Origin of the sequence: Cupriavidus malaysiensis (genome assembly GCF_001854325.1) — a bacterium.
In the GTDB taxonomy this organism is placed as follows: domain Bacteria; phylum Pseudomonadota; class Gammaproteobacteria; order Burkholderiales; family Burkholderiaceae; genus Cupriavidus; species Cupriavidus malaysiensis.
In genome coordinates this window covers 431793-456906 of the sequence record NZ_CP017754.1, presented here as the reverse complement: position 1 = coordinate 456906, position 25114 = coordinate 431793, and the positions used below count along the sequence as shown (strand labels likewise).

Sequence of the window (25114 nt, the reverse complement as noted above, 5' to 3'; positions counted from 1 at the left end):
TCTCCCCGCATGGGGAGAGGGTGGGGGTGAGGGGTGGTTTAGCAAGGCGCCACATCCAGCGAAGCCCTCGGTGTGGTCCAGCACGCGAGCGCACAGACGAAGCCGCCAACGCGCTCCCAACCCGCCTCCACTCAAACCTCCTGAAACAACCTCGCACAAGCGAAATCGACGAACACCCTGAGCTTGGGTGACAGCTGCCGGCTCGATGGCCACAGGATGGAGAACTGCCCCGGCGCCTTGCAGTGCGCATCCAGCACCGGCACGAGCTGCCCCGCTTCGATCGCGTCGCGCACCAGGAAGTCGGGCATGTAGCCGATGCCGAAGCCGGCCATCACCGCGCCGCGCAGGGCTTCCATGTTGTTGCAGGTCATCGCCGTGCGCAGGTCCGGCGGCTCGCCGCCGTCGTCCGCCAGCGCCCAGGGCTGCAGCTTGCCGGTGGTCGGGAAGCGGTAGCGCACGCAGGCATGCGCCACCAGCTCGCGCAGCGTGCGCGGCGTGCCGGCGGCGGCGAGATAGCCGGGCGTGGCGCACAGCTTGAAGCGGAAGGGGCCGAGGCGGCGCGCCAGCAGGCTGGAGTCGCTGAGCGTGCCGCTGCGGATCACCGCGTCGAAACCGCCTTCGATGACATCCACCAGCCGATCGTTGAAATCGAGGTCCAGCTCGACCTCGGGATAGCGCTGCGCGAATTCCGGCAGCACCGGCAGCAGGAAGCGGTAGCCGATCGCCGGCAGGCTGACGCGCAGGCGCCCGCGCGGGCGCTCGGCGGCGGCGGACAGCGTGGCGCGCGCCTCGTCGAGTTCGTCGAGCGCGCGCCGGCAGCTGGCGTAGAAGTGGCGCCCCTCCTCGGTCAGCGTGACGCGGCGCGTGGTGCGATGGAACAGGCGCACGCCCAGCGAGCGCTCCAGCCGGGCAACGGTCTTGCCCACCGCCGAGGCGGAAATGCCCAGCGCGCGGCCCGCGGCCACGAAGCTGAGCGCCTCGGCCGCGCGGACGAAGGCGGCGATGCCGCCGAGCGGGTCCGCGCCTGCCTGATCATTCATGGTCGCTCCGATGATTGCCGGCACATCGGCAGGCCGGCCGGCAATGCCCGGCCGTCCCGCGCGCGGCCGGTCCGGCTTCGGTCCGCGCATGCATTGCGGAATTCTATTCCGCAGTCAGCGGAAGCTGGCGTGGTTTTTCCCTGATTCATTCCCCTCTATCGTTCATCGCTCGCCCGGCGCGGCCCCGGCCATATGGCACGACGGCAGGCACGACGGCAGGCACGACAGCGGGCACGACAGCGCGCCGGCCACCTTCCCCAGGCCCTTCCAACCCATCCAGGAGCGACCATGGATCACCCCCACCCGGCCGGCCCCGCGCGGCGCCGGCTCGCCATTCTTGCGGCGGTCTGCCTCGCGGCGCTCGCCCTGCCCCTCAGCTTTTCCGGCGGCGCCGTCGCCACGCCGGCCATCGGCCGCGATCTGGGCGGCAGCGCGGTGGCGCTGCGCTGGATCACCAATGCCTTCATGCTGACCTTCGGCAGCCTGCTGATGGCGGCCGGCACGCTGGCCGACCGCTACGGCCGCAAGCGGCTGTTCGCGCTGGGCACGGCCGCTTTCGCCCTGTGCTCGCTCGCCCTCGGGCTGGCGCCATCGCTATGGGCGGTCGACCTGCTGCGCGCGGCGCAAGGCGTGGCCGCGGCGGCGGCACTGGCGGGCGGCACCGCCGCGCTGGCGCAGGAATTCGACGGCCCGGCGCGCACACGTGCCTTCAGCCTGCTGGGCACCACCTTCGGCATCGGCCTGGCCTTCGGCCCGGTGCTGGCCGGCTGGCTGATCCACACGGTCGGCTGGCGCGCCATCTTCCTCAGCAGCGCGGCAGCCGGCGCGCTGGCGCTGGCCGTCGGCGTGCCGCGCCTGCGCGAATCGCGCGACCCGCACGCCGGCGGGCTGGACCGCGCCGGCACGGCCACCTTCACCGGTGCGCTGTCCTGCTTCACCTTCGGCCTGATCCAGGCGCCCGAGAGCGGCTGGTCCAGCCCGCTGGTGATCGGGCTGCTCGGCGCCGCCGCGCTGCTGGCGGCCGCCTTCGTCGCGGTGGAGCGGCGCGCACCGCGGCCGATGCTGGATCTCTCCCTGTTCCGCTATGCGCGCTTCGTCGGCGTGCAGGTGCTGCCGATCGCCACCTGCTACGGCTACATCGTGCTGCTGGTGCTGCTGCCGCTGCGCCTGATCGGCGTCGAGGGCTTCGATGAGATCGATGCCGGCTGGATGATGCTGGCGCTGTCGGGCCCGATGCTGGTGGTACCGCTGGCGGCCGCCGCGCTCACGCGCTGGCTCGCGCCCGGCATCCTCTGCGGCCTCGGCCTGCTGCTCGCGGCGGGCGGCCTCTGGTGGCTCAGCCTCGCGCTGCGCGCGGGCGCCGGCCCGGCCGCGCTGGCGCCGCTGCTGCTGATCGGCCTCGGCACCGCCCTGCCCTGGGGCCTGATGGATGGACTCTCGGTCAGCGTGGTACCCAAGGAGCGCGCCGGCATGGCCACCGGCATCTTCAGCACCACGCGGGTGGCCGGCGAGGGCATCGCGCTGGCGGTGGTCAGCGCCGTGCTGGCCGCGTTGACGCAGCAGCGCCTGCTGGCGGGCATGCCGGCGGCCGACGCGGGCCGGACGGCATATGACGCCGCACAAGCCGCAGCGCAACTTGCCGCCGGGGACTTCGCCCATGCCGCGGCATGGCTGCCGTCGGTGGCGGGCGCCACGCTGCGGCAAGGCTATGCCGACGCCTTCGGCCTGCTGTTGCGCGGGCTGGCGGTGGTGACCGCCCTGTGCGCGATCGCCGTGTTCGTCTTCCTCAGCGGCCGGGAGCGCAGCGCGCCGGATGCGGCCGGCGCTGCCACGGCGCCGTGACGCCGTGACGCCGCAGCGCCATGACACCGTCACGCGGACGCGGGCAGGCCCCGGCCCGGCGGGGCCCGCCAGGGCTCACCGCTCAGCCGCAGCTCAGGCGTGCACGCCCGCCGCCCCGGCATCCGCCGCGCGCCGGTACGCCTTCAGCCACAGCAGGTCCACCAGCAGCATCGCCGCCGAAGTCATGCCGAGCATGAAGAGCGCGGACTTCACCACATCGTCGCCGAAGGGCCGGAAGCCGGAAAACGGGTCGCGGGAGAGCGAGCGGCCCGATGCGGCCAGGCCAGCCGCCATCCGGCCCGCATGCAGACCCGCATGCGGACCCGCGGACCGCATGCCGGCAAGCAGGCGGCCCCGGCCGTATATCACCACGGCCGGGACCGCCGCCCGACGACAGCGCGCCAGGCACGCTGGATGACCCCGCCGACGCGTCACCGCGACGGGGATGCCGCCGGCAGCACCGCTGCCATCCGGCGACCAGCCGCCGCCGGCAGGCGCCACCGGCCGGTGCCTCGGCACCGCCGGTACTCGCCGCCTGCCGGCGGCCGCTTGTGGAAGCCCGACCGTGGGGGGGCGCGCCCGCCCTCGCTCTCTTCTCGGGCAAGGTAAGGGACAAGCCGCGGACGGACTTCCGGCAAAGCGGCGGGCCGTTTCCACCGGCCCGCCCCGTTACGCGGCCGCGCGGCGGCGTAACGAGGGGCAGCGGGAAACGCCCGGGACCCGGCACAGGGTGGCATGCGGGAGGCTGACAACGCCGCCTCCTCTGGGACCCCTCCGTACCCTGCCCCGATCCTCTTAGCGATCTTCATGCTATCCGCTCGCGTGAGTGCAAAGCTGACGAAATCTGACAACCAAGGGAATGTCCGGGGTATGGCAGGCATGTGGCGGGCGAATATCGGGCAGCTGGCGGGCCCGCTGCAGAGGTAGGTAGGGCGAAGGGGCGAAGCGCGGCCGCGCTTGCCGGTCCGGCGCCCGGGGTTCAGGGCCGGAGGATCAGGTGAAGGGAGAGATAGCCGAGCGCCCCGCGCCGCACACGAAGGGGGGGCGCTCAGCGCTTCGCGGACGTCGCCCGCAGCGGTACCTCAGGCAGGCCCCGCACCGGCGCGCCCAAGGCAGCGAGCCGCTTGGCTGCCTGGATCCGCACGAAGGTGCGCAGCGCCTCGCGAAAGAGTTCGGCCTCGTCCATCGGCGGATCGGCCGAGGCCAGCGCCTCCAGCGCCTGCTGGGTCAACTCGTCGTCGATCGTGATCGTGGTCTGCATCGGGTGCCTCACGCTGCCATGCCGGCCGGAGAGACCAGATGGTATCCATCGCGGGCAGGATCGCGTGAGCCCCAGATTGCACCAAGGCACCTGGTAGACCGGCGCCTGCGCAGCTCCACCTAGTCCAGCTTGGTGCCGGACTCCTTGATCACCGTGGCCCAGCGCCCGATGTCCTGCCGCACGCGCGCGCCGAACTGCTCCGGCGTGCCGCCCAGCACCGCGGCGCCCTGCTCGCCCAGCTTGCGCACCAGCTCGGGCGACTGCAGTGCCTTGTTGAAGGCGGCGTTCAGGCGCGCCACCACCTCCTTGGGTGTGTCGCCGGGCGCGACGAAGCCGAACCAGGTGGTGGCGTCGAAGCCGGGATAGCCGGATTCGGCAATGGTCGGCACCTGCGGCAGGTCGTCGATGCGCCTGGCCGAGCTGACCGCCAGCGCGCGCAGCTTGCCGCCCTGGATATGGGCCAGCAGCGTCGGCACCGACGACATATAGAGCTGCACCTGCCCGCCCAGCAGGTCATTGAGCGCCTGCGAGACCCCCTTGTACGGCACGTGGGTCAGGTGGATGCCGGCGGCCTTCTGCAGCAGCTCGCCGGTCAGGTGCGCCACCGTGCCGTTGCCCGGCGAGGCGAAATTGAGCGCGCCCGGCTTCGCCTTGCTGGCGCGCACCACGTCGGCCAGCGTCTTGTAGGGCGAGCCGGCCGGCGTCACCAGCACCAGCGGCGCGCTGGCCACCAGGCCGATCGGCGTCAGGTCCTTGAGCGGGTCATAGGGCAGGCGCGGATACAGCGTGGGATTGATGGCGAGGTTGCTGGTCTGCCCCAGCGCGATGGTGTAGCCGTCGGCGCGCGACTTGGCGGCGGCATCCACGCCCAGGTTGCCGCCCGAGCCCGGCTTGTTGTCCACCACGAAGGTCCAGCCGGTCGACATCGCCACGGTATTGGTGATCTCGCGCGCGATGATGTCGGTGCCGCCGCCCGGCGGGAACGGCACGATCACGCGGATGGGGCGGGACGGATAAGCGGTGCCGCCGGCGCTGGCAGAGGCGGCTGCAGGAAAGACGGTCAGGGCTGCACTCAAGGCCGCACTCAGGACCACAGGAAGGGGAACGCCCAGGGTGGCGCCGAAGGCGCGGGCGAACAGGCTACGGCGGGATGCGCGCATGGATGTCTCCGGATCTTATGGGTGGTTATGCCCCGGATTGTTGCCGTGCGTTTCATCTCCTACAATGCCGTTTCCCACAGCGAAACACGTTCTGCGCGATGAAATCCAAGACGGCCGCTCCGCCCGCCCCGCCATCCCGGCCTGCCCGGGCGCCACGCAGCACGCCCGAGACCGCCGCCGCGCCCCCGCCCGCCGGGCCCGCCGCACAGGAAGACAGCACCGGCGGCGTCGGCGCCGTCACGCGCGCGCTGCGCGTGCTGGAAGCCTTCGGCGTGAACGACCCGCAACTCTCGCTGGCCGAGCTGAGCCGGCGCACCGGCATCCACAAGACCACCGTGCTGCGCCTGGCCCGCACCCTGGCCGCCGACCACTACCTGGTGCAGACCGAAGACGGCGGCTGGCGCCTCGGCCGCGCCGCCGGCTGGCTGGGCGCCTGCTACCAGGCCACCTTCAACGTGCAGGAAGTGGTCGAGCCGGTGCTGCGCGAACTCGCCATCCAGACCGGCGAAAGCGCCTCCTTCTACGTGCGCGAAGGCGGCCAGCGCATCTGCCTGGTACGTGTGGAAGGCCCGCAGGCGATCCGCCACCACGTGCGCATCGGCGCCGCCCTGCCGCTCGACAGCGGCTCCCCGGGACGCGTCATCCTGGCCTTCTCCGGCGAATCCGGCGAACCCTACGAAATGATCCGCCGGCGCGGCTTCCACCTCTCGCTGGGCGAACGCGAGCCCGAAGTCTCCAGCGTCTCCGCCCCCGTGTTCGGGCTGCACTGGCGGCTGCTGGGCTCGATGTGCATCTCCGGCCCGACCGCGCGCCTGGACGAAACGCGGCTGACGGAACTGGCGCAGACCGTGATGGACGCCGCCAACCGGCTCTCGTACGCGATGGCGGGCAGCCAGCGCGAGCCGATGCAAATCGGGCGGCCGGCGACGTGGCATCCGTGAGGGGGGCGGCGGGCGGGCGTCCTGAAGCTTGCGCCCCCCTTGTCGAGGCGACGCGCGTTCGCCGTTGAGAACCGGCACAGATCATGGCCAGCAGTGAACACGGCCATTTCCTGCCCCTCGCCACCCGCGACGAAACCAGGCGAGTCAAGCCCGACAGCATGCTCGAAACCGGACAGCACGACTGCCCCTCATTCGAGCTATTCGCCTGCCCCATTGGCGGGCACAGAATGCGCCGATCCGACAACGATCATAAGAAACAGGGAGAGATCATGCGCGCCATTCTCGCCATATTGTTCGCTGCCGCGCTGCTTACGGGATGCAGCACGGTGCCGGACCAGCAATACCAGACTGCCGGCTTCCGCGACAAGTCGTGCTCGTTGAACGGTTCGGGGCGAGAGGCCACCTGCCCGCCGGACAGCAGCCGTGGTGAAGAAGGCCAGCGCATCGAGCGGAAGTTCAGCGTGGCCTTCCTCGAATATTGCGAGCTGGAAAGCGCCGCCTGCAAAGCCCCGGGCCAGTTGTTCGCTCCCGGGCAACTGCAGGCCATCCGGCAGCGCATCGAGAGCGCGAACGCCGCCGGCCAGGCCACGCTGGTCGCTGTCTACGTGCATGGCTGGCACCACAACGCCAGCACCGAAGACGGCAACGTCAAATATTTCGATCACATGCTTGCGCGCTATGCCGATGCACTCGCCCGGGCGGGGCGCACTGACATCCGCGTACTCGGCATCTATGTCGGCTGGCGCGGCGAACTGATCGAGGCGTCGATTCCCAGCGTGTTCACGGTGGCAGATCGTGGCCGCGCCGCAGATCGGATCGCGCAAGGCACCGTTGCCGCGGACCTCGCCACCATCGCCGCCGCTGTGCAGGCGGGGCCGGCTTCGAGCCGCATGCTGGTGACCGGGCATTCGTTCGGCGGCCGGCTGGTGTCGCGCGCCCTGCTACCCAAATTCCGCGAGAACTATCAGCCGCTGGGAGACAAGGCATTGATCGTCACCTTGAACGCGGCCATCGGCGCCGATGCCTACTACGACCTCTACCAGGATCCGGCCCGTCTCTCCCCCTCGGCTGGAAAGCCGACCTGGGTGAACATCACAAGCCTGGACGACTGGGCGACCAAGTGGACCTACCCGATCGCCCGCTACGTCGGCAACCTGCAACCCGACCACCCGGAGGACGACTCGAGCGGAAGGACGATCGGCCACTTCGGCCCATACAAGACGCATCAGCTCGGATTCGCGAACTGCAACGCCGTCGGCTGCGGAGATCCGGCGACCTTGTCCGGGTTGCTCAACGTCGACTACTGGTCCCCAGCTCCCTTCCACTTCTTCGTGTTGCGCTACGCGGTGGAGACCGGTGCCGATACGCTCGACATGTGCGGACTAGTGCGTGAGTACCCGTACAACCAGAAGGCCGTCGACGCCATGGAGCGTCCCGGCGTGTGCAAGGACCTGGTGGGCAGCGAGTCGCCATTCACCGGACGCAAGCGCTACCCGGCAAACGGCCACTTGTGGAACATCGAAGCCGACAAGAGCGTCATCGACACCGACGGCCTGCAGCCGACCAGCACCGCCGTGCACAACGCCACCACCCAGACCAATCTGGCGACGATGCTGGTGCGCTTGTTGTACGCCGAACGCTAAGCGCAAGTGGCCACGCACCGCGTTCCGCAATGCCCAGCGGAATCGCGGTGCGCCCGTCGGCCACAGGTGTGGCCTTACTCCCCGTCCGTCCCGTCCTTGCGCACGAAACGCGCCTCGAACAGCTCGCTCATTGACATAGCGCTGCTGGAACACCGGCAGCGTCGCCTCCCAGCCGCGCAGGCGCTGGCGCCGCTTGTCGATCTGGCGGATCAGGGATTGGAAGGTCTTCTGCGCCCGCGACAGGGCAGGTCCGTTGAGGCCGGGCGCAAGGCTGACCGCCGGAGTGACGGTTTGGCCATGGCTGGGGCTGCAGGATGGGGCGCTGAGCGCCATCGATCCGCATCCTGATGGGGTACGCCGGAGGCGCCCGGCGGCTGCTTCAATACTCCCCCAGCACCCGCCCGCTGATCAGCGCGAAATACTCCCGCAGCCAGGCGTTATAGCGCAGGTACAGCGGCGTCGGCGCGGCCGCGCCCGCCACCTGCGTGAAGCCCGCCTTGCGCGCGATGCGCTCGGCACGCATCAGGTGGAAATCGCTGGTCACCACGATGACCGGCTCGGTGGCCGGCACGCCCTGTTGCGCCAGCAGCTCGCGGCTGAAGCGCAGGTTCTCGTCGGTGCTGGTGGCGCGGCCCTCGCGGATCAGGCGGATGGGCGCCAGGCCGCGCGCGAGCAGGTAGTCGGCCATCACGTCCGCCTCGCGGCAGCCGCGCAGGAAATCCTCGCCGCCGCTCACCACCACCCAGGCGGCCGGCAGCTGGCGCGCCAGCATCAGGCCCGCGTCCAGGCGCGCCGCCAGCGTGGGCGAGGCCGCGCAGTTGGGCGTGCCGGCGCCCAGGATCACGATGGACTTCGCCGCCGTCGCGCGCGCCGCCGCAGCCTCCGGCGCCGCCGCGACGATCTCGCCGTGCAGCGTGTGGAAGAACACCGCCACCGACACCAGCCACAGCCCGAAGGCCGTCCACCCCGCCCGCCACAAGCGCTGCCGCCACCGCCGCGCCGCGCGCCAGCGCGCCACGGCGGGCCAGCGCCAGCCCAGCAACAGGAAGGCCGCGCCGATCGCGGTGGGCAGGATCACGCCGAAGTTGAACAGGCCCAGCGACATCAGGCCGACGGCGTCGCCCAGCAACAACGCGCCCAGCAGGACCAGGCCGATGCGGCCGATGCGTTCGAGACGCTCGATACACCGCCCCCGGGCGGTCCCTACGTGCTGCGGATTTCCTGCAAACGGCATCTTGCTCTGCATTGCCTGCGTGACGGTGATGAAGCAGAGCATACGGCATCCGCGCGGCAGGTTCCTGCAGCCGCTTCCCCTCAGCGCTGCGGCATATCCTTCGCCGAATACCCCAGGCTCACCAGCGCCTCCTCCGGAATCGCCGGCATCTGCGCGTTCCACGCCAGCCACGCCTCACGCATCGCCGCCAGCCGCCCGGGCTCGCGCGCGGCGCGGTTAGCGCGTTCGCGCTCGTCCTGGCTGAGGTCGAACAGGTAGTCGTGGCCGTCCACCTGCAGGTACTTCCAGTCGCCGTCGCGCAGGGCGCGCTGGTCGCGGTGCTTCATGCGCCAGTAGAGCGGGCGCGGGAAGCGGTGGCCGGCGTCGCGCAGCAGCGGCAGCAGCGAGATGCCGTCGAGCGGGTAGTCGGGATGCGGCGCCACGCCGGCGGCGTCCAGCATCGTCGCGGACCAGTCCATGGTCATGCAGGGCTGGGCGCTGCTGCCGCCCGGCGCGATCACCGCCGGCCAGTGGGCGATCCAGGGCACGCGGATGCCGCCTTCGGTCAGGTCCATCTTGCCGCCCACCAGCGGCCAGTTGTCGGAGAAGCGCTCGCCGCCGTTGTCGCTGGTGAAGACGATCAGCGTGTTGTCGAGCCGGCCGAGCCGGCGCAGCGCCTCCACCAGCCAGCCGATGCCTTCGTCCATGTGGTGGATCATGCGGCGGTAGGTGTGGATATTGCCGCCGTCCAGGTGGAACAGGTTGTCCTTCACCTGCGGCGCCAGCGCGGCGTCGTCGCGCGTCTCCCACGGCCAGTGCGGCGCGGTGTAGTGCAGGCTGAGGAAGAAGGGCGCGTCCTGCGCCGCCATGCGCTCCACGAAGTCCACCGCGCGGCGCGACAGCAGGTCGGTCAGGTAGCCGGGCTCCTGGTGCGGTTCCTCGTTGTGCCACAGGTCATGGCGGCCGGTGGAATCGCAATGGGTGAAGTAGTCCACGCCGCCGGCCATCGGCCCGAAGAACTCGTCGTAGCCGGACAAGAGCGGGCCGAAGTCCGGCGCGAAGCCCAGGTGCCACTTGCCGATCAGCGCGGTGCGGTAGCCCGCATCGCGCAGCAGCGACGGCAGCGTCGGATGCGAGGGCGGCAAACCCTGCGGCCTGCCGATACGCTTGCTGCTGATGGGCTCCTCCGCCGCGCCGCGCAGGCGGTACTGGTAGCGCGCCGTCATCAGCGCGAAGCGGGTGGGCGAGCACACCGGCGAATTGGCATAGCCCTGCGTCAGCAGCAAGCCGTTGGCGGCCAGGCTGTCGAGGACTGGCGAGACGGGCACGCGGCCGCCGTAGCAGCCGAGGTCGGCATAGCCGAGATCGTCGGCCACGATGTAGATCAGGTTGGGTTTCATCGTTCACTCGATAACCGGCGCGGCGCGACGGACACGCGCGCCGGCGTTCAGAAAGTCATGCGCGTGGCGGCCGCGGCCGGGCGACGCTCAGTCCTCGATACTCAATCCGCGCCGCTCAATCCGCGCCCCTCAATCCGCACGAATACCGGCGGCGGCAATCAACTGCCGGTAGCGCTCCGACAGCGCCGCCATGCGCTGCGCCGCCGCCGCGCCGACCGCGCCATCCGGACGCATATCCAGCGCCGCCAGCCGCGCGCGCACCTCCGGCCGCGCCAGCGCATCCGCCATGGCGCGCTCCAGCACGCGCTGCACCGGCTCCGGCGTGGCCGCCGGCACCATCGCCACGTACAGCACCTCATGCTCCAGCGCCTTGAAGCCCAGCTCCGTCACCGTCGGCACCTCCGGCAGCAAGGTCGAGCGCTGCGCGCCCGTCACCGCCAGCGCCTTCACCCGCCCCGCCTTCACGAAAGGCAGCAGCGCCGGCGTGGCCAGCATGCCGCCATCCACCTCGCCCGCCACCACCGCCGTGGCCGCCGGCGAACTGCCCTTGTACGGCACGTTGTTCAAAGTGGCCCCCGTGGCGCGGCGGAACGACTCCACCGCGATATGCCCCGGGCTGCCGCTGCCCGCCGAACTGAAGTTCAACGTCTTCGCCTTGGCGCGCGCCAGCAGGTCGGCCATGCTGCCGATGCCCGTGGCCGGATTCACCCCCACCAGCAGGCCCGAGGTAGCCAGGATCATCAACGGCTTCATCTCCCCAGGCTGGAACGGCATGCTGGCGTAGAGGTGCGGATTCACCGTGAAAGTGGTATCGATGCCGAACAGCACCGTATAACCATCCGCCGGACTGCGCGCCACCGCGCCCGCCCCCAGGTTGCCAGCCGCGCCGGGCTTGTTCTCCACCACGAACGGCTGCTTCAGCTCGCCCTGCAGCACCTGCGCCACCGAACGCGCCAGGATGTCCGACGGCCCGCCCGGCGGGAAGTTGTTGACGAAGCGGACCGGCTTGCTGGGATACAGGTCCTGCGCGTGCGCCACGCCAGCAGCACCAGGCAGGCCCATCGACAGCAAGGGCAGCGCCGGCAACCAAGACAGCGCGCCCAGCAAGCGGCGCAGCACCGCGCGACGCGGACGGCCCGCGGACGGCGCAAGCGACAACGGCCGGCGCAGCGACGCGGCAGGCCATCGGGACCGCCAGCAGGAACGCGGCCCGTCCTGCGGGCCAGGGGGCAGGGAACGGCAAACAGACATGTCTCCAACTCCTCTAAGCGCCGGTTGGAAAGCGATGGCGATGACGATGCGCGCCCCGCGCAGGGCCCACGCATCCGCGATGCACAGCCCCCATCGCCACACACGAGGCCACCGACCGCGTACGGACGGCCAGCGGAACCCGCGCGCCGCCACGACATCCCTCCTCCACCGGCTGGTGGGCACCCTGGGCCAGGCCGCCGGCGCCACCGCGCCGGCCTGCCGACAACCCGGGTTGTCAGGGCAATGTACGTTGCGCACAATCAGTTGTTCAAAACAACCATCCCCCGTGTAAACCAGTGGCCAGTAACCCATGGCCACCCGCCCCACCCCACCATGCCGGACCGCACGCGCCTGACCCAGCCCCAGTCGATCGAAGACCTGCTCCTCTACCGCCTCAGCGCCGTGCTGGCCGGCGCCGGCGGCATCGTCATCCGCCAATGCGAAGGCCGCTTCGGCATCACGCGCCGCGAATGGCGGCTGCTGGCCCTGCTAGGCGCCCACGCCAGCGGCCCCGCCCCCACGCTATCCGCCCTGGCCACGCTGGCCCACCTGGACCGCCCGCGCGCCTCGCGCACCGTGTCCGAGCTGGTGCAGAAAAAACTGGTCAGCCGCACTACCCGCGCGGGCGACGCGCGCCATGTCTCGCTGGCGCTGACGGCCGAAGGGCTGGCGCTGTATCGGGAAGTCTTTCCGGTGACGCAGGCGGTCAATCTTGAACTGCTGGGGGCGCTGGAAGCGGGGGAAGTGGCGCAGCTGGAAGCGATCCTGGGGAAGCTGGAGCAGCGGGCGGCTGGGATGGCGGAGCGGGGTGGGTTGCCGTTGGCGGATCGGCGGGCTGGGGGGAGTCGGCGTGGGCGGCAGGGGGGTGGGGGCTCGACGTAGGCTAGGGTCCGCGCGGTTGTTTGCTTGGCATTGGGCCAGGACTCGGTCTACTGGCTAGTCCCAATACAGCTTGGGCGGCACTCTCCAACAGCGCACAGCCCTGTCTGCAACGTTCCGCAAACGTCGCCGCAGATTCGGAAGCGCCTGATTGTCTGTCTTTTCTGCTCCTGCTTTATTGGGACTCGAATCGTTTCCGTATCGAGAGCGCAGAGAACGTGGCCACCTACATCGTGGGGTTCCGGGATGATCGTACCTAAGCCGCTGATGGCAACGGCATGCCTGGCCGTCTCGCTGAACGCGCTCGCCTGCAAGCCCCTGGGACTCGATACCGAGGTGCAGTTCGAGCGCGGAGCCTCCACGCTCACGGCATCCAACGTCCGCAAGCTCGCGCATTGGCATGCCGCCATCGAGGAGAACTTCCATGGCAAGGGGGCCTATCTGGGTGAACTGAAGATCGCGCCATCTCTCGGGGTATCAGTACACCTCACACAGCAACGCGAAGGCCATCTCAGACTTCTGCTCGGTCAGCTTGGCGTCAAGCCAGATCGCCTTGAAATCCGAACCTTTGCATTCAAAGGCTCGAAGCCTGAGCGAGCCGACATCGCAGGCATTGGCTTCGAGCCGGACTGCCCGAACCCTTGTTGTCCCGGTCCTTAGCCGACGGAAAAGAGGTGACGGTGGTCAAGGCACTTTGGCCGCATCAAGCCAAGAGCCAGCGCGACACGACCCGGCGGGCATCGCGACCGGCCCGTCATAGGTGACCGCGGGTCGGCTTCGATCCCTCAAGAGGATCCCAGCGCGCGCATGCTGTGCAAGTTCTTATTCAGACATCATCAAGGAGCCAGCCATGGCGATTTCTGCCGGAGACCTGATTCCGCTGTCGCAAGCCAGAGCGAATCTGTCCGAACTGGCTGACCAGGTGAAGGCCGGCGCCGAGAAGATCATCACCAAGCACGGTGAAAGCTACGTGGCCATCATCGACGCCCAGCGGTTGGACTACTACCATCAATTGGAACGCGAACGCATCCACCGGGCGCTGATCAACGACGCCAGCAGTGGCCTTGCCGATGTCGCTGCCGGCAAGGTCAAAGACGCGCATAGCGCCCTTGCGGCCATCAAGCGCCGCCGCGCCGCCAAAGTCGCAGGGTGACCAATGGCTTCGTATCCTGATCGCGAAACACACCATCAAGCTCACTGCCAACTTCGAACTCAATCCTGAAGAGGTGGAAGCCCTCTATTGCCGCTCTCCAGCCTGTTCTGCCTGCGGTGTTGCCCGGCCTGCGCCGGGCCAGGGCTGCCCTGTATGAGACATGGGTCTTGAGGCACAGGCTGTCGGCCTCGAACTGCTGACGGTGCTGGAAGTGGGCGAGACGACACCGTTGGACGCGGCCCTGAACAAGCTGGAGTGATGGGCGGTGGGGATGGCGGAACGCCGGGATGGGGAAGTCAACGAGGGCGGCAGGTGCGCACGGGCGGTGGCTTTGGGGTAAGCCAGGGCCCGCGCGGTTGTCTCCTCGATGGTTCAGTACAGGGCCTGGACGCGGTCTACCGCCTCATCCATCTGCAACTTCAGCGGCAGGAGCAAGGCGTGAAGGCCATTGCTGTCAAAGCTCTCGCCTGCCTGCAGTTCCAGCAAGGTCAGCAAGGCATCCAGGCCGGCGCTGACGCGCAGGAGTTCGTCGCAGGATTGGAGGATGATGTCGCGGTGGGGTTCGTCTTCCTCATGCTCCAGTACGGGCTCGTCGAGCGTCTCAAGACGGTCGGCCAGCAAGGAGGCATCTGCGGGAGCGGTGGCAACACGTAGGCGGCGTTGACGAGCGGTCATGGGCAACTCCTTTGAGCAAGGTTTTGGGTAAGATCGTCCGTGGTTAGATCGTCATCATAGCGACAGGATCACGGGATGCCAATCGCATCCCCTCGGCACGGCGGTGCCGCACCTCTCGTCCAGTTAGGACAAGCCATCAGACAGATCCGCAAGGAACACGGAATGTCACAGGAAGAACTTGCACTGCGTGCCGGGATTGACCGGTCTTATATGGGCTCGGTGGAACGGGGCGAGCAGAACATCGGGGTGATGCACTTGGTTGCGATTGCGGAGGCGTTGGGGGTTTCGGTGGTGGAAATTGCCACAGCTGCGGCGCTGTAGCCCTCAATACGATCCCCGCCCAATCCCTCCGCCAATCCATTTGCACTACGTCGCGCATCCATAGCGATGCCACCCGCCCGGCCTGCTGGCATGGGCGATAATGCGGCGGCTATGCCTTCGACATGCGCGATATGCGTGGCCGTGCTCGCGCTTAAGCGTATCGCGCGGATGCAGATAGCCCTCAGTCCGATGCTTCGTCATCGGACTGTCTGTTTGGCTTCGCGAGCCATGCTCGCAAGAACCGGAATTCGATGAGTGAACAGGCTCTCGGCTGTGACCGCCATGCTGCACGAGGCTTCTGACCGCCCTCCCGGGACTGATCAGTGCTACGCGAAGGCTCGTCGGCAGCCCCGCCTGATTAGCACAAATTTAGACGATGAGCACAAATTATGCTAATAGATATGCGCCATCGGGTTGTTGAGTTGATAGATTTCGTGACGGATAGTCATCGTCGGTTCAAGCACATGGAGGATCTGACTGGTATCAAGGCTGCCAGTTGGAAGAACACCTATCACGATGATCAGCGGGTTGTTCAAGGCATGGTCGAGGCGATCGGCCGAGTCTGGCCGCAGTATGCGTACTGGCTTGTCACTGGAAAGACGGACGAGGAGCATGGGCATACGTCGCCAGTTCGGGAACGGATTGCCAGGGACTTGGAAAAAGTGAAAGAAGCCGAGAAGTAGTTGCGAGAAAGTCACGTCTCCAGCGGCACACGTCTCCAGTACTCGTAGCATCCTCACGGCGCCGCGTCGCACCCTAGCCAGCCCCACAACTCAATAGCCTCAAGCCCTTCAGCGCCTCGCCGCGGAAACCGCCCCTTCATCTCGATATCGACCGCTTGACGGCTTGGGGGCGGTGCTAGGCGCTTGGCGCGACGAAGCCCCCCACATTCCGACATCGAAAAAATCGCATAGGGAAATCATTCCGCCCCTATCAGTACGCTCCCCAAATGTTGCATAGGAAAATTCTTAGCGACATACTGATACGCAAGAAAACGAGCATGCCTGTGCATGCCGAAATCTCGGGCAATTGGGGGCAAGACGTTGAGTATTCCAAGGGTCGACAGGTCTGCTATCACCTTGGCGATGAAGGAGTTCGATCGAGAACTCCGCGCAACCAAGGAGTGGGAGGGATGGGAACGCAAGAGGTCGCAGTTGTACGCGATCTCGGAGGAAGGCTTGCTGTATCCACCGAAACAGATTGTTTCCATGGCTACCGGTCTCTCGGTCAGCGGCTTTTACGGTGGCAACCCCACAAATTCCTATCTTGAGGAACGGGGCTTCAAGATCGTGCGGCTTCCAAACGAACGCCAAACGCGGGAGCACGCTGAAGCGCCATTCTTTTCGCTCGGGAAGATTTACGACAGACGGACCGACATCCACGAACCCTTCGGCGGCAGCTACCAGAGTGGCATTGCACCATCGAGTACTGCACGAGCCATATTCGTTTTCACAGGGGAAAGCGGCGAGCAGTATGGCTATGTTGATGGCCGCGATGAACTCGGCGTGTTCTCATACACCGGCGAGGGCCAAGCCGGCAACATGACGTTCACTCGTGGCAACTTGGCCATCCGCGACCATGCAATACATGGAAAAGCGCTGCACTTGTTCAAATCGCTCGGCAAGGGCAAAGGCCAGGAATACCTCGGCGAGCACGCCTATGCTGGTCACTCAATTCGACGTGGCCCCGACAAGAATGGAGCGCAGCGCGATGTGATTGTGTTCCAACTTGTCCCTGTAGCACTGCTGGATGATGAGAGCAGCGCTGGTTTCGACGAAGAAACAGATGATCCGATGCCTGTCAACTTGGAAGAGGCTCGTCAGCGAGCTATGGAGGCGTTTCACGATGCGCAAAGCGCAACGGGGAAGACTGCGCTCAGGCGGCTCTACCATCGCAGTAAGCGGGTGAAGGACTATGTATTGCTGCGTGCGGCAGGAATCTGCGAGTCATGCCTCCAACCGGCGAACTTCCAGCGGAAGGATGGAACTCCCTACTTGGAACCCCATCACACGACACGCGTTTCAGACGGCGGTCTCGATCATCCGCGTCACGTGGCGGCAATCTGTCCAACGTGCCATCGGCACATTCATCATGGGCTTCGGGGGTACCAGAAGAATTTGGAGCTGATGGAAGCGATTGCGGCTAAAGAAGTCGGGCAGTAAGCGTCGAACCCGCACCCAAGACGAGCGAGCATCTGCTGCTCTCCCGGGAATCCGTGCCATGTGAAGCTGGAAGATTTCAGCGTAATGTTCACCTTGGAGACAAGGAAGTCGTGCCATGACGAAGAGCAAGTACACCGAGGAGCGGTTTGCCTACGCGCCGAAGTAAGCGGAGCCCGGTACCCTAGTGGCGGAAGTCTGCCGCAAGTAAGACTTCGTCGGCGCTTGTCCCTCGCGGGCCTTACGCACGAGCGCAGCCGTCGAGGCTTTCGCCTCAGGGTCGAGTAGTGTGGCCCCAGACTCGGCTCTAGGGATTGAAGCGGCGGCCGGCCTGCTGAATCGCTACTCACGCTGAAAACAGCACATCTGGAGTGATCGGCAATGATTTCTGAATATTGCAAGCCCGCATCTTTGCCTTTCAGATCGAACACCGCGTATAGCCCGTTGTTCGCGTTCAGTCAAACGTGCGTCAATACTGGTGGGTCATGCGGGCATGACTCCAACACGCGACCAACGGATTGAATGCTCTCTAGCTTATTGATTGCTGTCTCCCCTATCCTCCCTCCCCGCAACTCGCACACGCTGTCACAAATTCGAGGCACAAAAGGTGCGTCCGACAGCTCTTAAGGCCCCCTTGCCACCTCCCCCCTTCGTCAGACGGATTGGGCCCAGTAGCGGTGTGTGCTAAGGTCGTGGCACCTTGGAAGCTAGGCTTCCACACGAGGGACGAACGAAAGAGAAGGTGAAGCCTTGCCCTATACACCCAACTCCCAGCACAGAAATCAGCAATTCGCCGCTCAGAAATCGCAATGGCACATTGGTCTCCCGGAAGAGCAGGCATGCTACCAACAATCGCTGGCCGAAACTTGGACATGTGGGCGCTTCTATTGGGGGGTACACGCGGTTGGCAGTCGTGCGGCAAAGTTAGGGGTCTCGCCTCACCCGGATTGTGAGGATTTGTTCGTGGCCAAATTTGTTGGCGACCAACAGGACAACTGGCATGGCTATCCGGTAGCGCCCTGGCTATCTCCATTTGACAAGCCGAGCCATGACGTCTTGGCCGCATGGTGCGAGATCGGCTATATCACGGTTGCGCAGAAATCTAAACTCCATCGAGGCAAGAGATGCGCCCTGTGAAGCTAACCATTCCCGGTGAATTCTGGGATTCGCAGATATATTCCGGCGAGCTGCTGCTTCTCGAGGATAACGGCGCAATCAACAAGATTGATTGGCGCCAAGCAGTTAATGCGATTGCTGACAAAAGCAATGACATTCAGACAGCCGTTCGCGTTGCATTCTCCGACAGCGATCTCTTTTACAACCCAAAGGTTCGAAAAATCCTTCTGGACCCTCAGATAGCAACCCCCATAAAGGCACAGCTATCAAAACTCGCCTCAACCGCCCTCAGTTCGAATTTCAGAGACTGGGCCGGATTTTGGCAAAAAGAGCGAAGCCCATTCAATTTTCTGCCGATAGACACAGAAATATACTATAACCAATTTTTTGCATGTGGCGACGAAGGTCTCTACTCCACCCCGCGGGGTAGCGCATCTTCGAAGGGACCCAAGAGTTCTGGCATCAAGCATCATGATGCTAGAATTTTTCAAGTCAAGGCCTCCGATAGATATACTGCGATCGCCGCTGCAGCCGGCGATGACGGGCTCTTTGAATTTTCGTTTAACCGAAAAGAGACAGATGACGTTCTCAGCAGCGAAACTAGGCTATCCAAACAGCCGTGCAACGCATGTGAATGGGCCTTTCAGAGCGTGATGGGCTGGACGGCTAAGGGAGCATTCCTGGCCAAATTCAAAGAAGAAAAAGAAAAAAATACCTCGAAGACTGTTCGCACTTTTGACCGAGTCGTTAGTGTAGGTGATTATTTTAACGTCACAAGCAGCCAGGCGCCCAGCAGCGATGGATTTTCTTGGGGAGCACGAGAAAAGATATATCGAATCACCGAAAATGGAATTGAGGTTGCAGATTACCAACACTCGACACCAAAAAAGTCACCAAATGCGCAGATCAAGTTGATCGATGATGAGACATTTGATCGTCGCGGCACCATTAACACAAAAATTGGCGCTAACCAAGTAGTCGCAACGGGAACCGCACCGTTCGGCGCGATCATTGAATTGAACGACAGGATAATCGTAATTCGAAGTGACAATGAGGTCGATGAGTTTCTAGGGGAGCCGGTTCACTGGCGGGTATTCCCCAGATCAGAGCACTACAGCAATCAGCTCCACATCATTTACGAAGATCGCCTTGAGGTCATTTCCTTCGTCCATGATTATTTTGTCAATCAGAAGAGTAAACTTGCTGGCTTTGCACGAGGCACAACCGACGAGCTAACCGAGGCCTTCTAAGAACAACACGCTGGAAATATAGACTCCACAAGCCAGAAGGAATCTAGCAAGGATGCCTAATAAGTTTCACAACGAATAACTCCCGTTCAATGCGCTAAACTACCGCTTGCCACGAAGGTTCAGGCGCGCCAAGGAACTATCAACCCAAGGAGGTGACCGCGTCCAAGGATACGGTCACGATTCGTTTAAGAAGCTGTAGCTCAAAGATGTGCGTGCTGTTTGCCATCTGGCGCCGGCGTCCGCAAGAGGAATCTAGAGCTGATTGCACTCATGAAGGACGAGGGGGGCAATCACTCCTGAGAAAGCCTATGGTTCGTGGCCGCACCGACGCGACGATATGTGGCACCTGTTGGCAGAACGATTTGCTGAGGCCAGCACAGTCAAGCGCGCGCTCGCAGCGCCTCATACAACTGCGCCGGCCCAAGCAAAATCTCCCTCAACCCCTGCCGCACCCTCTCCGACCCCAACGCCTGCGTACTCATACTCGTGTGCGCCTCCAGCGCATCCATGATCGCGTGCATCAGTGCATCCTTCAGGTCCGGCGAATTGGCGAACTGCTCCTTGCTGTTGCTGGCCGCTTGCTGCACTAGCGTCTCGTTCTCCAGCAGCTTGCCCTTGAGCACACCATTCACATAAACGAGCTGGTCATCGTCGGTCAGTTCGCCTTCGAAGAGACCGTTGACCTTGTCGATAATCTCGTCGAGGTAGGCTTGCTGCTTCTCCTGCACCGAGCCGCTGCCGACGGCGTCCATCGGCGTCAGCTTGTAGCTGCCGTCGTGGTTCAGGCCCATGGGTTGCTTGCCGCGGTGCTTCAGCGTGTGGTGCGTGAGCACGACCTTGCTCAGGTCTACGGTGTCGCGCTCGCGGCCGAAGTCCAGCAGGGGGATGAGGCGCTTGTAGAAGAGGAAGCGCTTTTCGATGTCGGTGTTGCCGTAGTCGAAGATCTGGCTCAGGAAGGCATACAGGCGCACGAAGGCGCCCATGTCGTTCTTGAACAGCACCAGCGCATCGAGCTGGTCTTTTGCGGCCTTCGCGGCTTTGTCGTCGCCGGCCTCTGTGGCGGCGGACTGTTCCTGCTGCGCGGCCTTGTAGCGCTTGAGCAGGCGGTCGGCCACCGGCGCGATGGCGGCGTCGAGGGCTTTTTGCGTGCCGTTGGGGTCCAGGTCTACCTTGGCGACGCGGTCTACCTCGAATTCGTCGTAGTAGCCCGCGGCATCCAGCTTGGCGCGCAGGTCGTAGACGAGGTGGGGGTCGGTCTGAGCCTCCAGTTCGGCCGTCTCGTAGTAGGTCTTGAAGGCCTTGAGGATCTCGGCCGGTTCGTTGACGAAGTCGAGGATGTAGGTGGTGTCTTTGCCGGGATGGGCGCGGTTCAGGCGCGACAGGGTCTGCACGGCCTGGATGCCGCCGAGCATCTTGTCGACGTACATGCCGCACAGCAGCGGCTGGTCGAAGCCGGTTTGGAACTTGTTGGCCACCAGCAGCAAGTGGTAGTCCGGCTCGGCAAAGGCATCGCGGATGTCGCGGCCCTTGAGGCCGGGGTTCAGGTCTCGGCTAGCCTCGGTGACGGGCTCCGGGTAGCTTTCGGGGTCATCCACTTCGCCGGAGAAGGCGACCAGCACGCCCAGCGGGTAGTTCTGCTTGGCGATGTAGGCTCGGATGGCCTTCTGCCAGCGCACGGCCTCTTTGCGGCTGCCGACCACGACCATGGCCTTGGCCCTGCCCTCGAGCAGCGGCTGCACGTTCTCGCGGTAGTGCTCGACAATGATCTGCACTTTGCTGGCGATGTTGTAGGGATGCAGCCGCACCCACTGCATCACGCCTTTCATGGCGGCGCTGCGTTCGACCTGCTTGTCGTCGAACTCCTGGCCGTCGTGGGCGAGCTTGAAGGCCAGTTTGTAGCTGGTGTAGTTCTTCAGCACGTCGAGGATGAAGCCTTCCTCGATGGCTTGGCGCATGGAATAGACATGGAAGGGCTGCGGCATGCCATCCGCCCCCTTGCGCCCGAACAGTTCCAGCGTCTTGCCTTTGGGGGTGGCGGTAAAGGCGACGTAGGTCAAGCCCTTCGCGCCGGTGCGGGCTTCCATCTGGGCGGCCAGCAGCGCTTCCGTATCCACCTCTCCTCCGTCCTGGAGCTCCGCCCACTCCTCCGCCGACAACAACTCCTTGAGCTTGGAGGCGGCCTCGCCTGTCTGGGAGCTATGGGCTTCGTCAGCAATCACCGCAAAACGTTTGCCCTCCGTGGCAGCCAGGCTCTGCACGGCTTTCAGCGCGAAGGGGAAGGTCTGGATGGTGCAGACGATGATCTTCTTGCCGTCCTTCAGCGCCTGCGAGAGTTGGGCGCTCTTGCTGCCGTGCTCGTTGGTGACGCTAGCCACCACACCGGTGGTGCGCTCGAAATCGAAGATCGCTTCCTGTAACTGTGCATCGAGCACGGTGCGGTCGCTCACCACCAGTACGCTGTCGAACAGCTTGTTGTGCTGGGCGTCGTGCAGGTCGGCCAGGAAATGCGCCGTCCAGGCAATGGAGTTGGTCTTGCCGGAGCCGGCGGAATGCTGGATCAGGTAGCGGTTGCCGGGGCCGTTGACAAGGACGTCTGCCACCAGCTTGCGCGTGGCGTCGAGCTGGTGATAGCGCGGGAAGATGACGGCCTTGAGCTGCTTCTTGTCGTCGCGCTTGCCGATCAGATAGCGATGCAGGATGTCCAGCCAGCTCTCGCGCGACCAGACTTCCTCCCACAAGTAGGCCGTGCGGAAGCCATCGGGGTTCGGCGCATTGCCGGCGCCGCCGGCATTGCCTCGGTTGAAGGGCAGGAAGGTGGTGGCCGGCCCCGCCAGCTTGGTGGCCATCATCACTTCCGACTGGCTGACGGCGAAGTGCACCAGCGCGCCGCCCGGGAAGGCAAGCAAGGGCTCCAGCACACCGCCCTTGGGCTGCGGCGGGCGGTCGAAGCGGTACTGGTCCACCGCATCGTGCACGCTCTGCGTGAAGTCGGATTTCAGCTCGGCGGTAGCCACTGGAATGCCGTTGAGGAACAGCACCAAGTCCAGCTCGTCCTTAGGCTGGTTCGGCGAGTGGCAGACTTGCCGCACCACGCGCAGCCGGTTGGCCGCGTAGTGCGCCTGGATGGCTGGGTTGATGGCCAGCGCCGGCTTGAACTGCGCCAGCATCAGCGGCTCTTTCAGGCCCAGCATCTCCACGCCGCGCCGCAGCACGTCCAGCGTGCCGCGCTCGTTGAGGTTCTTGCGCACGCGCTCGGCCAGCACCTGGGGCAGCGCAGCGCCGTGAGTCTTGGCCAGGCGCTGGTAGCTCTCAGGCTGAGTGGCTTCTACCCAGGCCAGCAGGTCTGGGCGGAACAGACCGTTGGCGCGGTCGAACTGGGCGGCATCGCCTTCGGCGTACAGCCAGCCATGCTTGGCCAGGTGCTGGCAGATCTCCTCCTCGAAGTGATGCTCCTGGTGCAGGTTCTTCTGGCTCATGGTCTTCCCTGATGCGTGTTCTTCGAATTGTTCGGTGCGGCCTGCTTGCCGATGGCAGCGTCAGTTCTCTGTGTAGCTTCGCTCCAGCAAAGGCTTGGCGCGCTCCAGGTCGTGCGCGTTGCGCAGGCTGAGCTCCACGTCGCCGGTGCCCCAGTGGCCGACCTGGCTGACGTCTCGGCTGAACTCCCCTTCCATGACGACCGTAGCGGGGTCAAGCTTTAGCGTTACGACGAGCCGATAGGGGTAGACGATCACACAGGCGAAGTTCTTCAGGCGCCGGAAGGCGGTGTAGAGCTTGAGTTGCTTCTCCTGAACGTCTTCGCCCAGCGCCTGCAGGAAGGAGACGATCTGCGTGTACAGGGCGCGGATTTCCGGCGTGGCCAACTCCAATTGCTCGGCCAGGGACTTGTCCTTACTTGCAGCCTTCGGCTGGACCGGTTCTTCGGGCAACGCCTTCGCCGCGGCCGGCTTCACGGCCGTTGCGTCTGGCACGCTCTGCGCATTCACCAGCTCCAGCAACAGCAGGTCGTCACCGAACAACTTGTAGCGGAGGAGCTCGATGTTGCGAGGGATCTGCTGGACGGCGTGCTGGTCGTAGCGGGTGTAGTCGGCGGCGATGCACAGCAAGCGCGTGCCGGACCACTCGATCTGGTCAGCCACTGCCTTGCCCAGTTTCTCCATCACCAGCCAGCGGAACTCGGCCTGATGGTCCAGCAGCCAGTCGAGATAGAACAAGCCCTGGTTGATGACGTTCTCATTGCTGTGGCGCTTGTATTCGACGATGACTGGGCAGCCGTTTTCGTCCAGGCCCAGCGAGTCGATGCGGCCTTTGTGGGTTTTGCCGGTGGTGTACTCGGTCGCGAGGAAGCGCACGCCTAGCAGGGGCTCCATCTGACTCTCGAAGAGGGTCTGCAGGGTCTTTTCCAGTGGGGCCGCTTGGCCGGTGAGTTCTGTGACTTTGCCGGCGTTTAGGCGGAAGAGTTGGATGTCGCTCATGCAGCTGCGAGTTCCCGTGCGACCATCGGGCGGGCACCTGCCTTGCGAACGTCGATCTGGCCGGTGACGGCCGCCGCGATTATGGCGCCGCGCCGTTCCTTGAGAAGAGATATCATCCGCTCCGCTTCGCGCTTAAGCACTTCAAGCTTAGCAAGGGAAAAATCGAGAAATTCGACGATCTCCTGCTGCTCATTTTTTGGGGGCAAGGCCATTGCAAGCTTCGCAACATCTGGCATATAGATAGTCTGATGTGTAGAGCCCATCATAAGTCTATCGAACTCCGACCTCATCCCACGTAGCACATACAGGAGAAATTCCGGCACAAGTTGCGGCCCGCAGACCCAATTAATGAAGTCCTGCGTAGTCGCCATATCACACCCCATGATGGCAGAGTAGCCAACAGAGGCTGTCCGAGAGAGAATCACCGTACCCGCCGGAAGCAATCGAGCCGAGGAGTTCGCAATACCCAACTCACTAATCATCTCCTTCGTCTCATAGACATATCTGACGTTACCTTCCCGTATTTGCCAAACGTCAGCGAGTGAGAACCAAGGAATCGTGCAATTTTTCCAGTACTCAGGATTTTGCCGGCTTGGCGTGTGACCCGACTCACGACGCGCGAAGGACTGGATCTTCCCCGTCTTCCAGTGCACTGGAATTTCCCCGAGCCACTCCACCCCAGAATCCTTCAACTGGACATCAGAGTTCAAACCACGTGCGACAGCGTGAGCGATCGTAGCTTGATGCTTCTCGACCAGCAAGGCGATGAGCCTTTTCTGTTCAGAAATAAGTGCGTCAATTTTAGCGACTTCATGGTCAAGAAAGCTAACAACAGCGGTCTGTTCATCGCGACTCGGCAGCGCAATTGTGAACCGCATAAAGTCGCTTTGGGCCAGATTTTGCATGCTTGAGCTGGTACCATCACAGGCCATTTCAACCTGAGTGCGATAGGCAAGTGAAAGCGTCCAGTAGTGAACAAAAGCCGGGGCAACCGCATCGAAATGAACTTGCCAAAGGCGATCTGGCAAATACAGATTTTCATTACTTTCTCGAACTAGGCCCGCAGCTCCAACAAGAGCAGGCGTATTCATCCGACTTACAATTAAAGCCCCCGCCTTGACTGGACAAGCGACGCGACCGAATTCGTCTTCGAGCACGGCCTTATTCTCACTGGGGTCGAACACCCCCCCATAGACACAACTAGTCTTAAGAACACCCGGAGAGTACGGATTCGCCGGTGCATCAACTGCATTAACGCTGACACCGGACTCGACCTTGAGAACAATCCGCTTAAGAGCACATATCTCCCAAGTCGATGGCACCTCCGCACACCAGTGC

Annotated in this window: 21 protein-coding genes; 9 read left to right on the top strand and 12 right to left on the bottom strand. The window is 64.6% G+C overall.

Annotation, left to right across the window (positions count from 1 at the left end; translation table 11 throughout):
* Window positions 1–131: 131 nt before the first annotated feature.
* Window positions 132–1040 (bottom strand): LysR family transcriptional regulator, encoded by a 909-nt coding sequence (locus BKK80_RS01855; protein ID WP_071068529.1) that lies wholly within the window; start codon window positions 1038–1040, stop codon window positions 132–134.
* A 288-nt stretch (window positions 1041–1328) separates the two neighbouring features.
* On the opposite strand from BKK80_RS01855, the gene BKK80_RS01850 reads away from it, so the two are divergent.
* Window positions 1329–2882 (top strand): MFS transporter, encoded by a 1554-nt coding sequence (locus BKK80_RS01850; RefSeq protein ID WP_071068528.1) that lies wholly within the window; start codon window positions 1329–1331, stop codon window positions 2880–2882.
* 93 nt (window positions 2883–2975) lie between these two features.
* Here the strand turns inward: BKK80_RS01850 and BKK80_RS01845 are convergent, their stop codons facing one another.
* The 3 genes from BKK80_RS01845 to BKK80_RS01835 all read right to left on the bottom strand — a co-directional run bounded on the left by BKK80_RS01845 (window position 2976) and on the right by BKK80_RS01835 (window position 5303).
* Entirely contained in the window at window positions 2976–3176 is a 201-nt protein-coding gene (locus BKK80_RS01845) for a hypothetical protein (protein ID WP_071068527.1), read from the bottom strand.
* A 754-nt stretch (window positions 3177–3930) separates the two neighbouring features.
* On the bottom strand, window positions 3931–4143 hold the full coding sequence (locus BKK80_RS01840) for a DUF2191 domain-containing protein (protein ID WP_071068526.1): 213 nt from the start codon (window positions 4141–4143) through the stop codon (window positions 3931–3933).
* 119 nt (window positions 4144–4262) lie between these two features.
* Window positions 4263–5303: a Bug family tripartite tricarboxylate transporter substrate binding protein gene (locus BKK80_RS01835; RefSeq protein WP_083383896.1), complete on the bottom strand. Its 1041-nt coding sequence runs from the start codon at window positions 5301–5303 to the stop codon at window positions 4263–4265.
* A 98-nt stretch (window positions 5304–5401) separates the two neighbouring features.
* Here BKK80_RS01835 and BKK80_RS01830 point away from each other — a divergent pair, with 98 nt between their 5' ends.
* Together BKK80_RS01830 and BKK80_RS01825 are read left to right on the top strand one after the other, a co-directional pair.
* Window positions 5402–6244: an IclR family transcriptional regulator gene (locus tag BKK80_RS01830; RefSeq protein WP_071068525.1), complete on the top strand. Its 843-nt coding sequence runs from the start codon at window positions 5402–5404 to the stop codon at window positions 6242–6244.
* Between the two features lie 83 nt (window positions 6245–6327).
* Window positions 6328–7887, top strand: coding sequence for a hypothetical protein (locus BKK80_RS01825; RefSeq protein ID WP_156811101.1), 1560 nt, complete (start codon window positions 6328–6330; stop codon window positions 7885–7887).
* A gap of 379 nt (window positions 7888–8266) precedes the next feature.
* Here the strand turns inward: BKK80_RS01825 and BKK80_RS01820 are convergent, their stop codons facing one another.
* The 3 genes from BKK80_RS01820 to BKK80_RS01810 form a co-directional block, all read right to left on the bottom strand.
* The gene (locus BKK80_RS01820; protein ID WP_084545620.1) at window positions 8267–9121 is read right to left on the bottom strand and encodes a YdcF family protein; all 855 of its coding nucleotides are present in this window, start codon (window positions 9119–9121) and stop codon (window positions 8267–8269) included.
* Between the two features lie 80 nt (window positions 9122–9201).
* Window positions 9202–10500 (bottom strand): sulfatase family protein, encoded by a 1299-nt coding sequence (locus tag BKK80_RS01815; RefSeq protein WP_071068524.1) that lies wholly within the window; start codon window positions 10498–10500, stop codon window positions 9202–9204.
* Window positions 10501–10629: 129 nt separating this feature from the next.
* Window positions 10630–11619, bottom strand: a complete 990-nt coding sequence (locus BKK80_RS01810; RefSeq protein WP_236903713.1) for a Bug family tripartite tricarboxylate transporter substrate binding protein — start codon at window positions 11617–11619, stop codon at window positions 10630–10632.
* Between the two features lie 465 nt (window positions 11620–12084).
* Between BKK80_RS01810 and BKK80_RS01805 the strand changes: the two genes are divergently transcribed.
* From BKK80_RS01805 to BKK80_RS01800, 3 genes are all read left to right on the top strand, one after another.
* Window positions 12085–12633, top strand: a complete 549-nt coding sequence (locus BKK80_RS01805; RefSeq protein WP_071068523.1) for a MarR family winged helix-turn-helix transcriptional regulator — start codon at window positions 12085–12087, stop codon at window positions 12631–12633.
* Window positions 12634–12876: 243 nt separating this feature from the next.
* Entirely contained in the window at window positions 12877–13290 is a 414-nt protein-coding gene (locus BKK80_RS36200) for a hypothetical protein (RefSeq protein ID WP_157903149.1), read from the top strand.
* 190 nt (window positions 13291–13480) lie between these two features.
* Window positions 13481–13783, top strand: a complete 303-nt coding sequence (locus tag BKK80_RS01800) for a type II toxin-antitoxin system Phd/YefM family antitoxin (RefSeq protein WP_071068522.1) — start codon at window positions 13481–13483, stop codon at window positions 13781–13783.
* 372 nt (window positions 13784–14155) lie between these two features.
* Here BKK80_RS01800 and BKK80_RS01795 read toward each other — a convergent pair whose 3' ends face one another.
* On the bottom strand, window positions 14156–14458 hold the full coding sequence (locus tag BKK80_RS01795) for a DUF1484 family protein (protein ID WP_071068521.1): 303 nt from the start codon (window positions 14456–14458) through the stop codon (window positions 14156–14158).
* 162 nt (window positions 14459–14620) lie between these two features.
* Here BKK80_RS01795 and BKK80_RS37860 point away from each other — a divergent pair, with 162 nt between their 5' ends.
* Entirely contained in the window at window positions 14621–14779 is a 159-nt protein-coding gene (locus BKK80_RS37860) for a helix-turn-helix domain-containing protein (protein WP_335582955.1), read from the top strand.
* Window positions 14780–15171: 392 nt separating this feature from the next.
* Here the strand turns inward: BKK80_RS37860 and BKK80_RS36195 are convergent, their stop codons facing one another.
* Window positions 15172–15477 carry a hypothetical protein gene (locus BKK80_RS36195; RefSeq protein WP_157903148.1) on the bottom strand — a complete coding sequence of 102 codons (306 nt, stop codon included), beginning with the start codon at window positions 15475–15477 and terminating at the stop codon, window positions 15172–15174.
* 387 nt (window positions 15478–15864) lie between these two features.
* Between BKK80_RS36195 and BKK80_RS36190 the strand changes: the two genes are divergently transcribed.
* Window positions 15865–16941 carry an HNH endonuclease gene (locus tag BKK80_RS36190; RefSeq protein ID WP_236903712.1) on the top strand — a complete coding sequence of 359 codons (1077 nt, stop codon included), beginning with the start codon at window positions 15865–15867 and terminating at the stop codon, window positions 16939–16941.
* A 1130-nt stretch (window positions 16942–18071) separates the two neighbouring features.
* Window positions 18072–19304 carry a hypothetical protein gene (locus tag BKK80_RS36185; protein ID WP_157903146.1) on the top strand — a complete coding sequence of 411 codons (1233 nt, stop codon included), beginning with the start codon at window positions 18072–18074 and terminating at the stop codon, window positions 19302–19304.
* A 380-nt stretch (window positions 19305–19684) separates the two neighbouring features.
* On the opposite strand, the gene BKK80_RS01775 is transcribed toward BKK80_RS36185, so the two are convergent.
* From BKK80_RS01775 to BKK80_RS35310, 3 genes are read right to left on the bottom strand one after another with little or no spacing between them, the layout of a single operon-like run.
* The gene (locus BKK80_RS01775) at window positions 19685–22780 is read right to left on the bottom strand and encodes a type I restriction endonuclease subunit R (protein ID WP_071068518.1); all 3096 of its coding nucleotides are present in this window, start codon (window positions 22778–22780) and stop codon (window positions 19685–19687) included.
* 60 nt (window positions 22781–22840) lie between these two features.
* Window positions 22841–23776: a DUF5655 domain-containing protein gene (locus tag BKK80_RS01770; protein WP_071068517.1), complete on the bottom strand. Its 936-nt coding sequence runs from the start codon at window positions 23774–23776 to the stop codon at window positions 22841–22843.
* Window positions 23773–24933, bottom strand: coding sequence for a restriction endonuclease subunit S (locus tag BKK80_RS35310; RefSeq protein ID WP_205683710.1), 1161 nt, complete (start codon window positions 24931–24933; stop codon window positions 23773–23775). Before BKK80_RS35310 ends, BKK80_RS01770 begins: the two co-directional genes overlap by 4 nt.
* Window positions 24934–25114: the final 181 nt, after the last annotated feature.

What these genes read in the sequence shown, in the direction of transcription:
- BKK80_RS01855 (WP_071068529.1), bottom strand. Translation starts at nt 1,040, where the DNA reads ATGAATGATCAGGCAGGCGCGGACCCGCTCGGCGGCATCGCCGCCTTC.
- BKK80_RS01850 (WP_071068528.1), top strand. Translation starts at nt 1,329, where the DNA reads ATGGATCACCCCCACCCGGCCGGCCCCGCGCGGCGCCGGCTCGCCATT.
- BKK80_RS01845 (WP_071068527.1), bottom strand. Translation starts at nt 3,176, where the DNA reads ATGGCGGCTGGCCTGGCCGCATCGGGCCGCTCGCTCTCCCGCGACCCG.
- BKK80_RS01840 (WP_071068526.1), bottom strand. Translation starts at nt 4,143, where the DNA reads ATGCAGACCACGATCACGATCGACGACGAGTTGACCCAGCAGGCGCTG.
- BKK80_RS01835 (WP_083383896.1), bottom strand. Translation starts at nt 5,303, where the DNA reads ATGCGCGCATCCCGCCGTAGCCTGTTCGCCCGCGCCTTCGGCGCCACC.
- BKK80_RS01830 (WP_071068525.1), top strand. Translation starts at nt 5,402, where the DNA reads ATGAAATCCAAGACGGCCGCTCCGCCCGCCCCGCCATCCCGGCCTGCC.
- BKK80_RS01825 (WP_156811101.1), top strand. Translation starts at nt 6,328, where the DNA reads ATGGCCAGCAGTGAACACGGCCATTTCCTGCCCCTCGCCACCCGCGAC.
- BKK80_RS01820 (WP_084545620.1), bottom strand. Translation starts at nt 9,121, where the DNA reads ATGCCGTTTGCAGGAAATCCGCAGCACGTAGGGACCGCCCGGGGGCGG.
- BKK80_RS01815 (WP_071068524.1), bottom strand. Translation starts at nt 10,500, where the DNA reads ATGAAACCCAACCTGATCTACATCGTGGCCGACGATCTCGGCTATGCC.
- BKK80_RS01805 (WP_071068523.1), top strand. Translation starts at nt 12,085, where the DNA reads ATGCCGGACCGCACGCGCCTGACCCAGCCCCAGTCGATCGAAGACCTG.
- BKK80_RS36200 (WP_157903149.1), top strand. Translation starts at nt 12,877, where the DNA reads ATGATCGTACCTAAGCCGCTGATGGCAACGGCATGCCTGGCCGTCTCG.
- BKK80_RS01800 (WP_071068522.1), top strand. Translation starts at nt 13,481, where the DNA reads ATGGCGATTTCTGCCGGAGACCTGATTCCGCTGTCGCAAGCCAGAGCG.
- BKK80_RS01795 (WP_071068521.1), bottom strand. Translation starts at nt 14,458, where the DNA reads ATGACCGCTCGTCAACGCCGCCTACGTGTTGCCACCGCTCCCGCAGAT.
- BKK80_RS37860 (WP_335582955.1), top strand. Translation starts at nt 14,621, where the DNA reads ATGTCACAGGAAGAACTTGCACTGCGTGCCGGGATTGACCGGTCTTAT.
- BKK80_RS36190 (WP_236903712.1), top strand. Translation starts at nt 15,865, where the DNA reads ATGAAGGAGTTCGATCGAGAACTCCGCGCAACCAAGGAGTGGGAGGGA.
- BKK80_RS01775 (WP_071068518.1), bottom strand. Translation starts at nt 22,780, where the DNA reads ATGAGCCAGAAGAACCTGCACCAGGAGCATCACTTCGAGGAGGAGATC.
- BKK80_RS01770 (WP_071068517.1), bottom strand. Translation starts at nt 23,776, where the DNA reads ATGAGCGACATCCAACTCTTCCGCCTAAACGCCGGCAAAGTCACAGAA.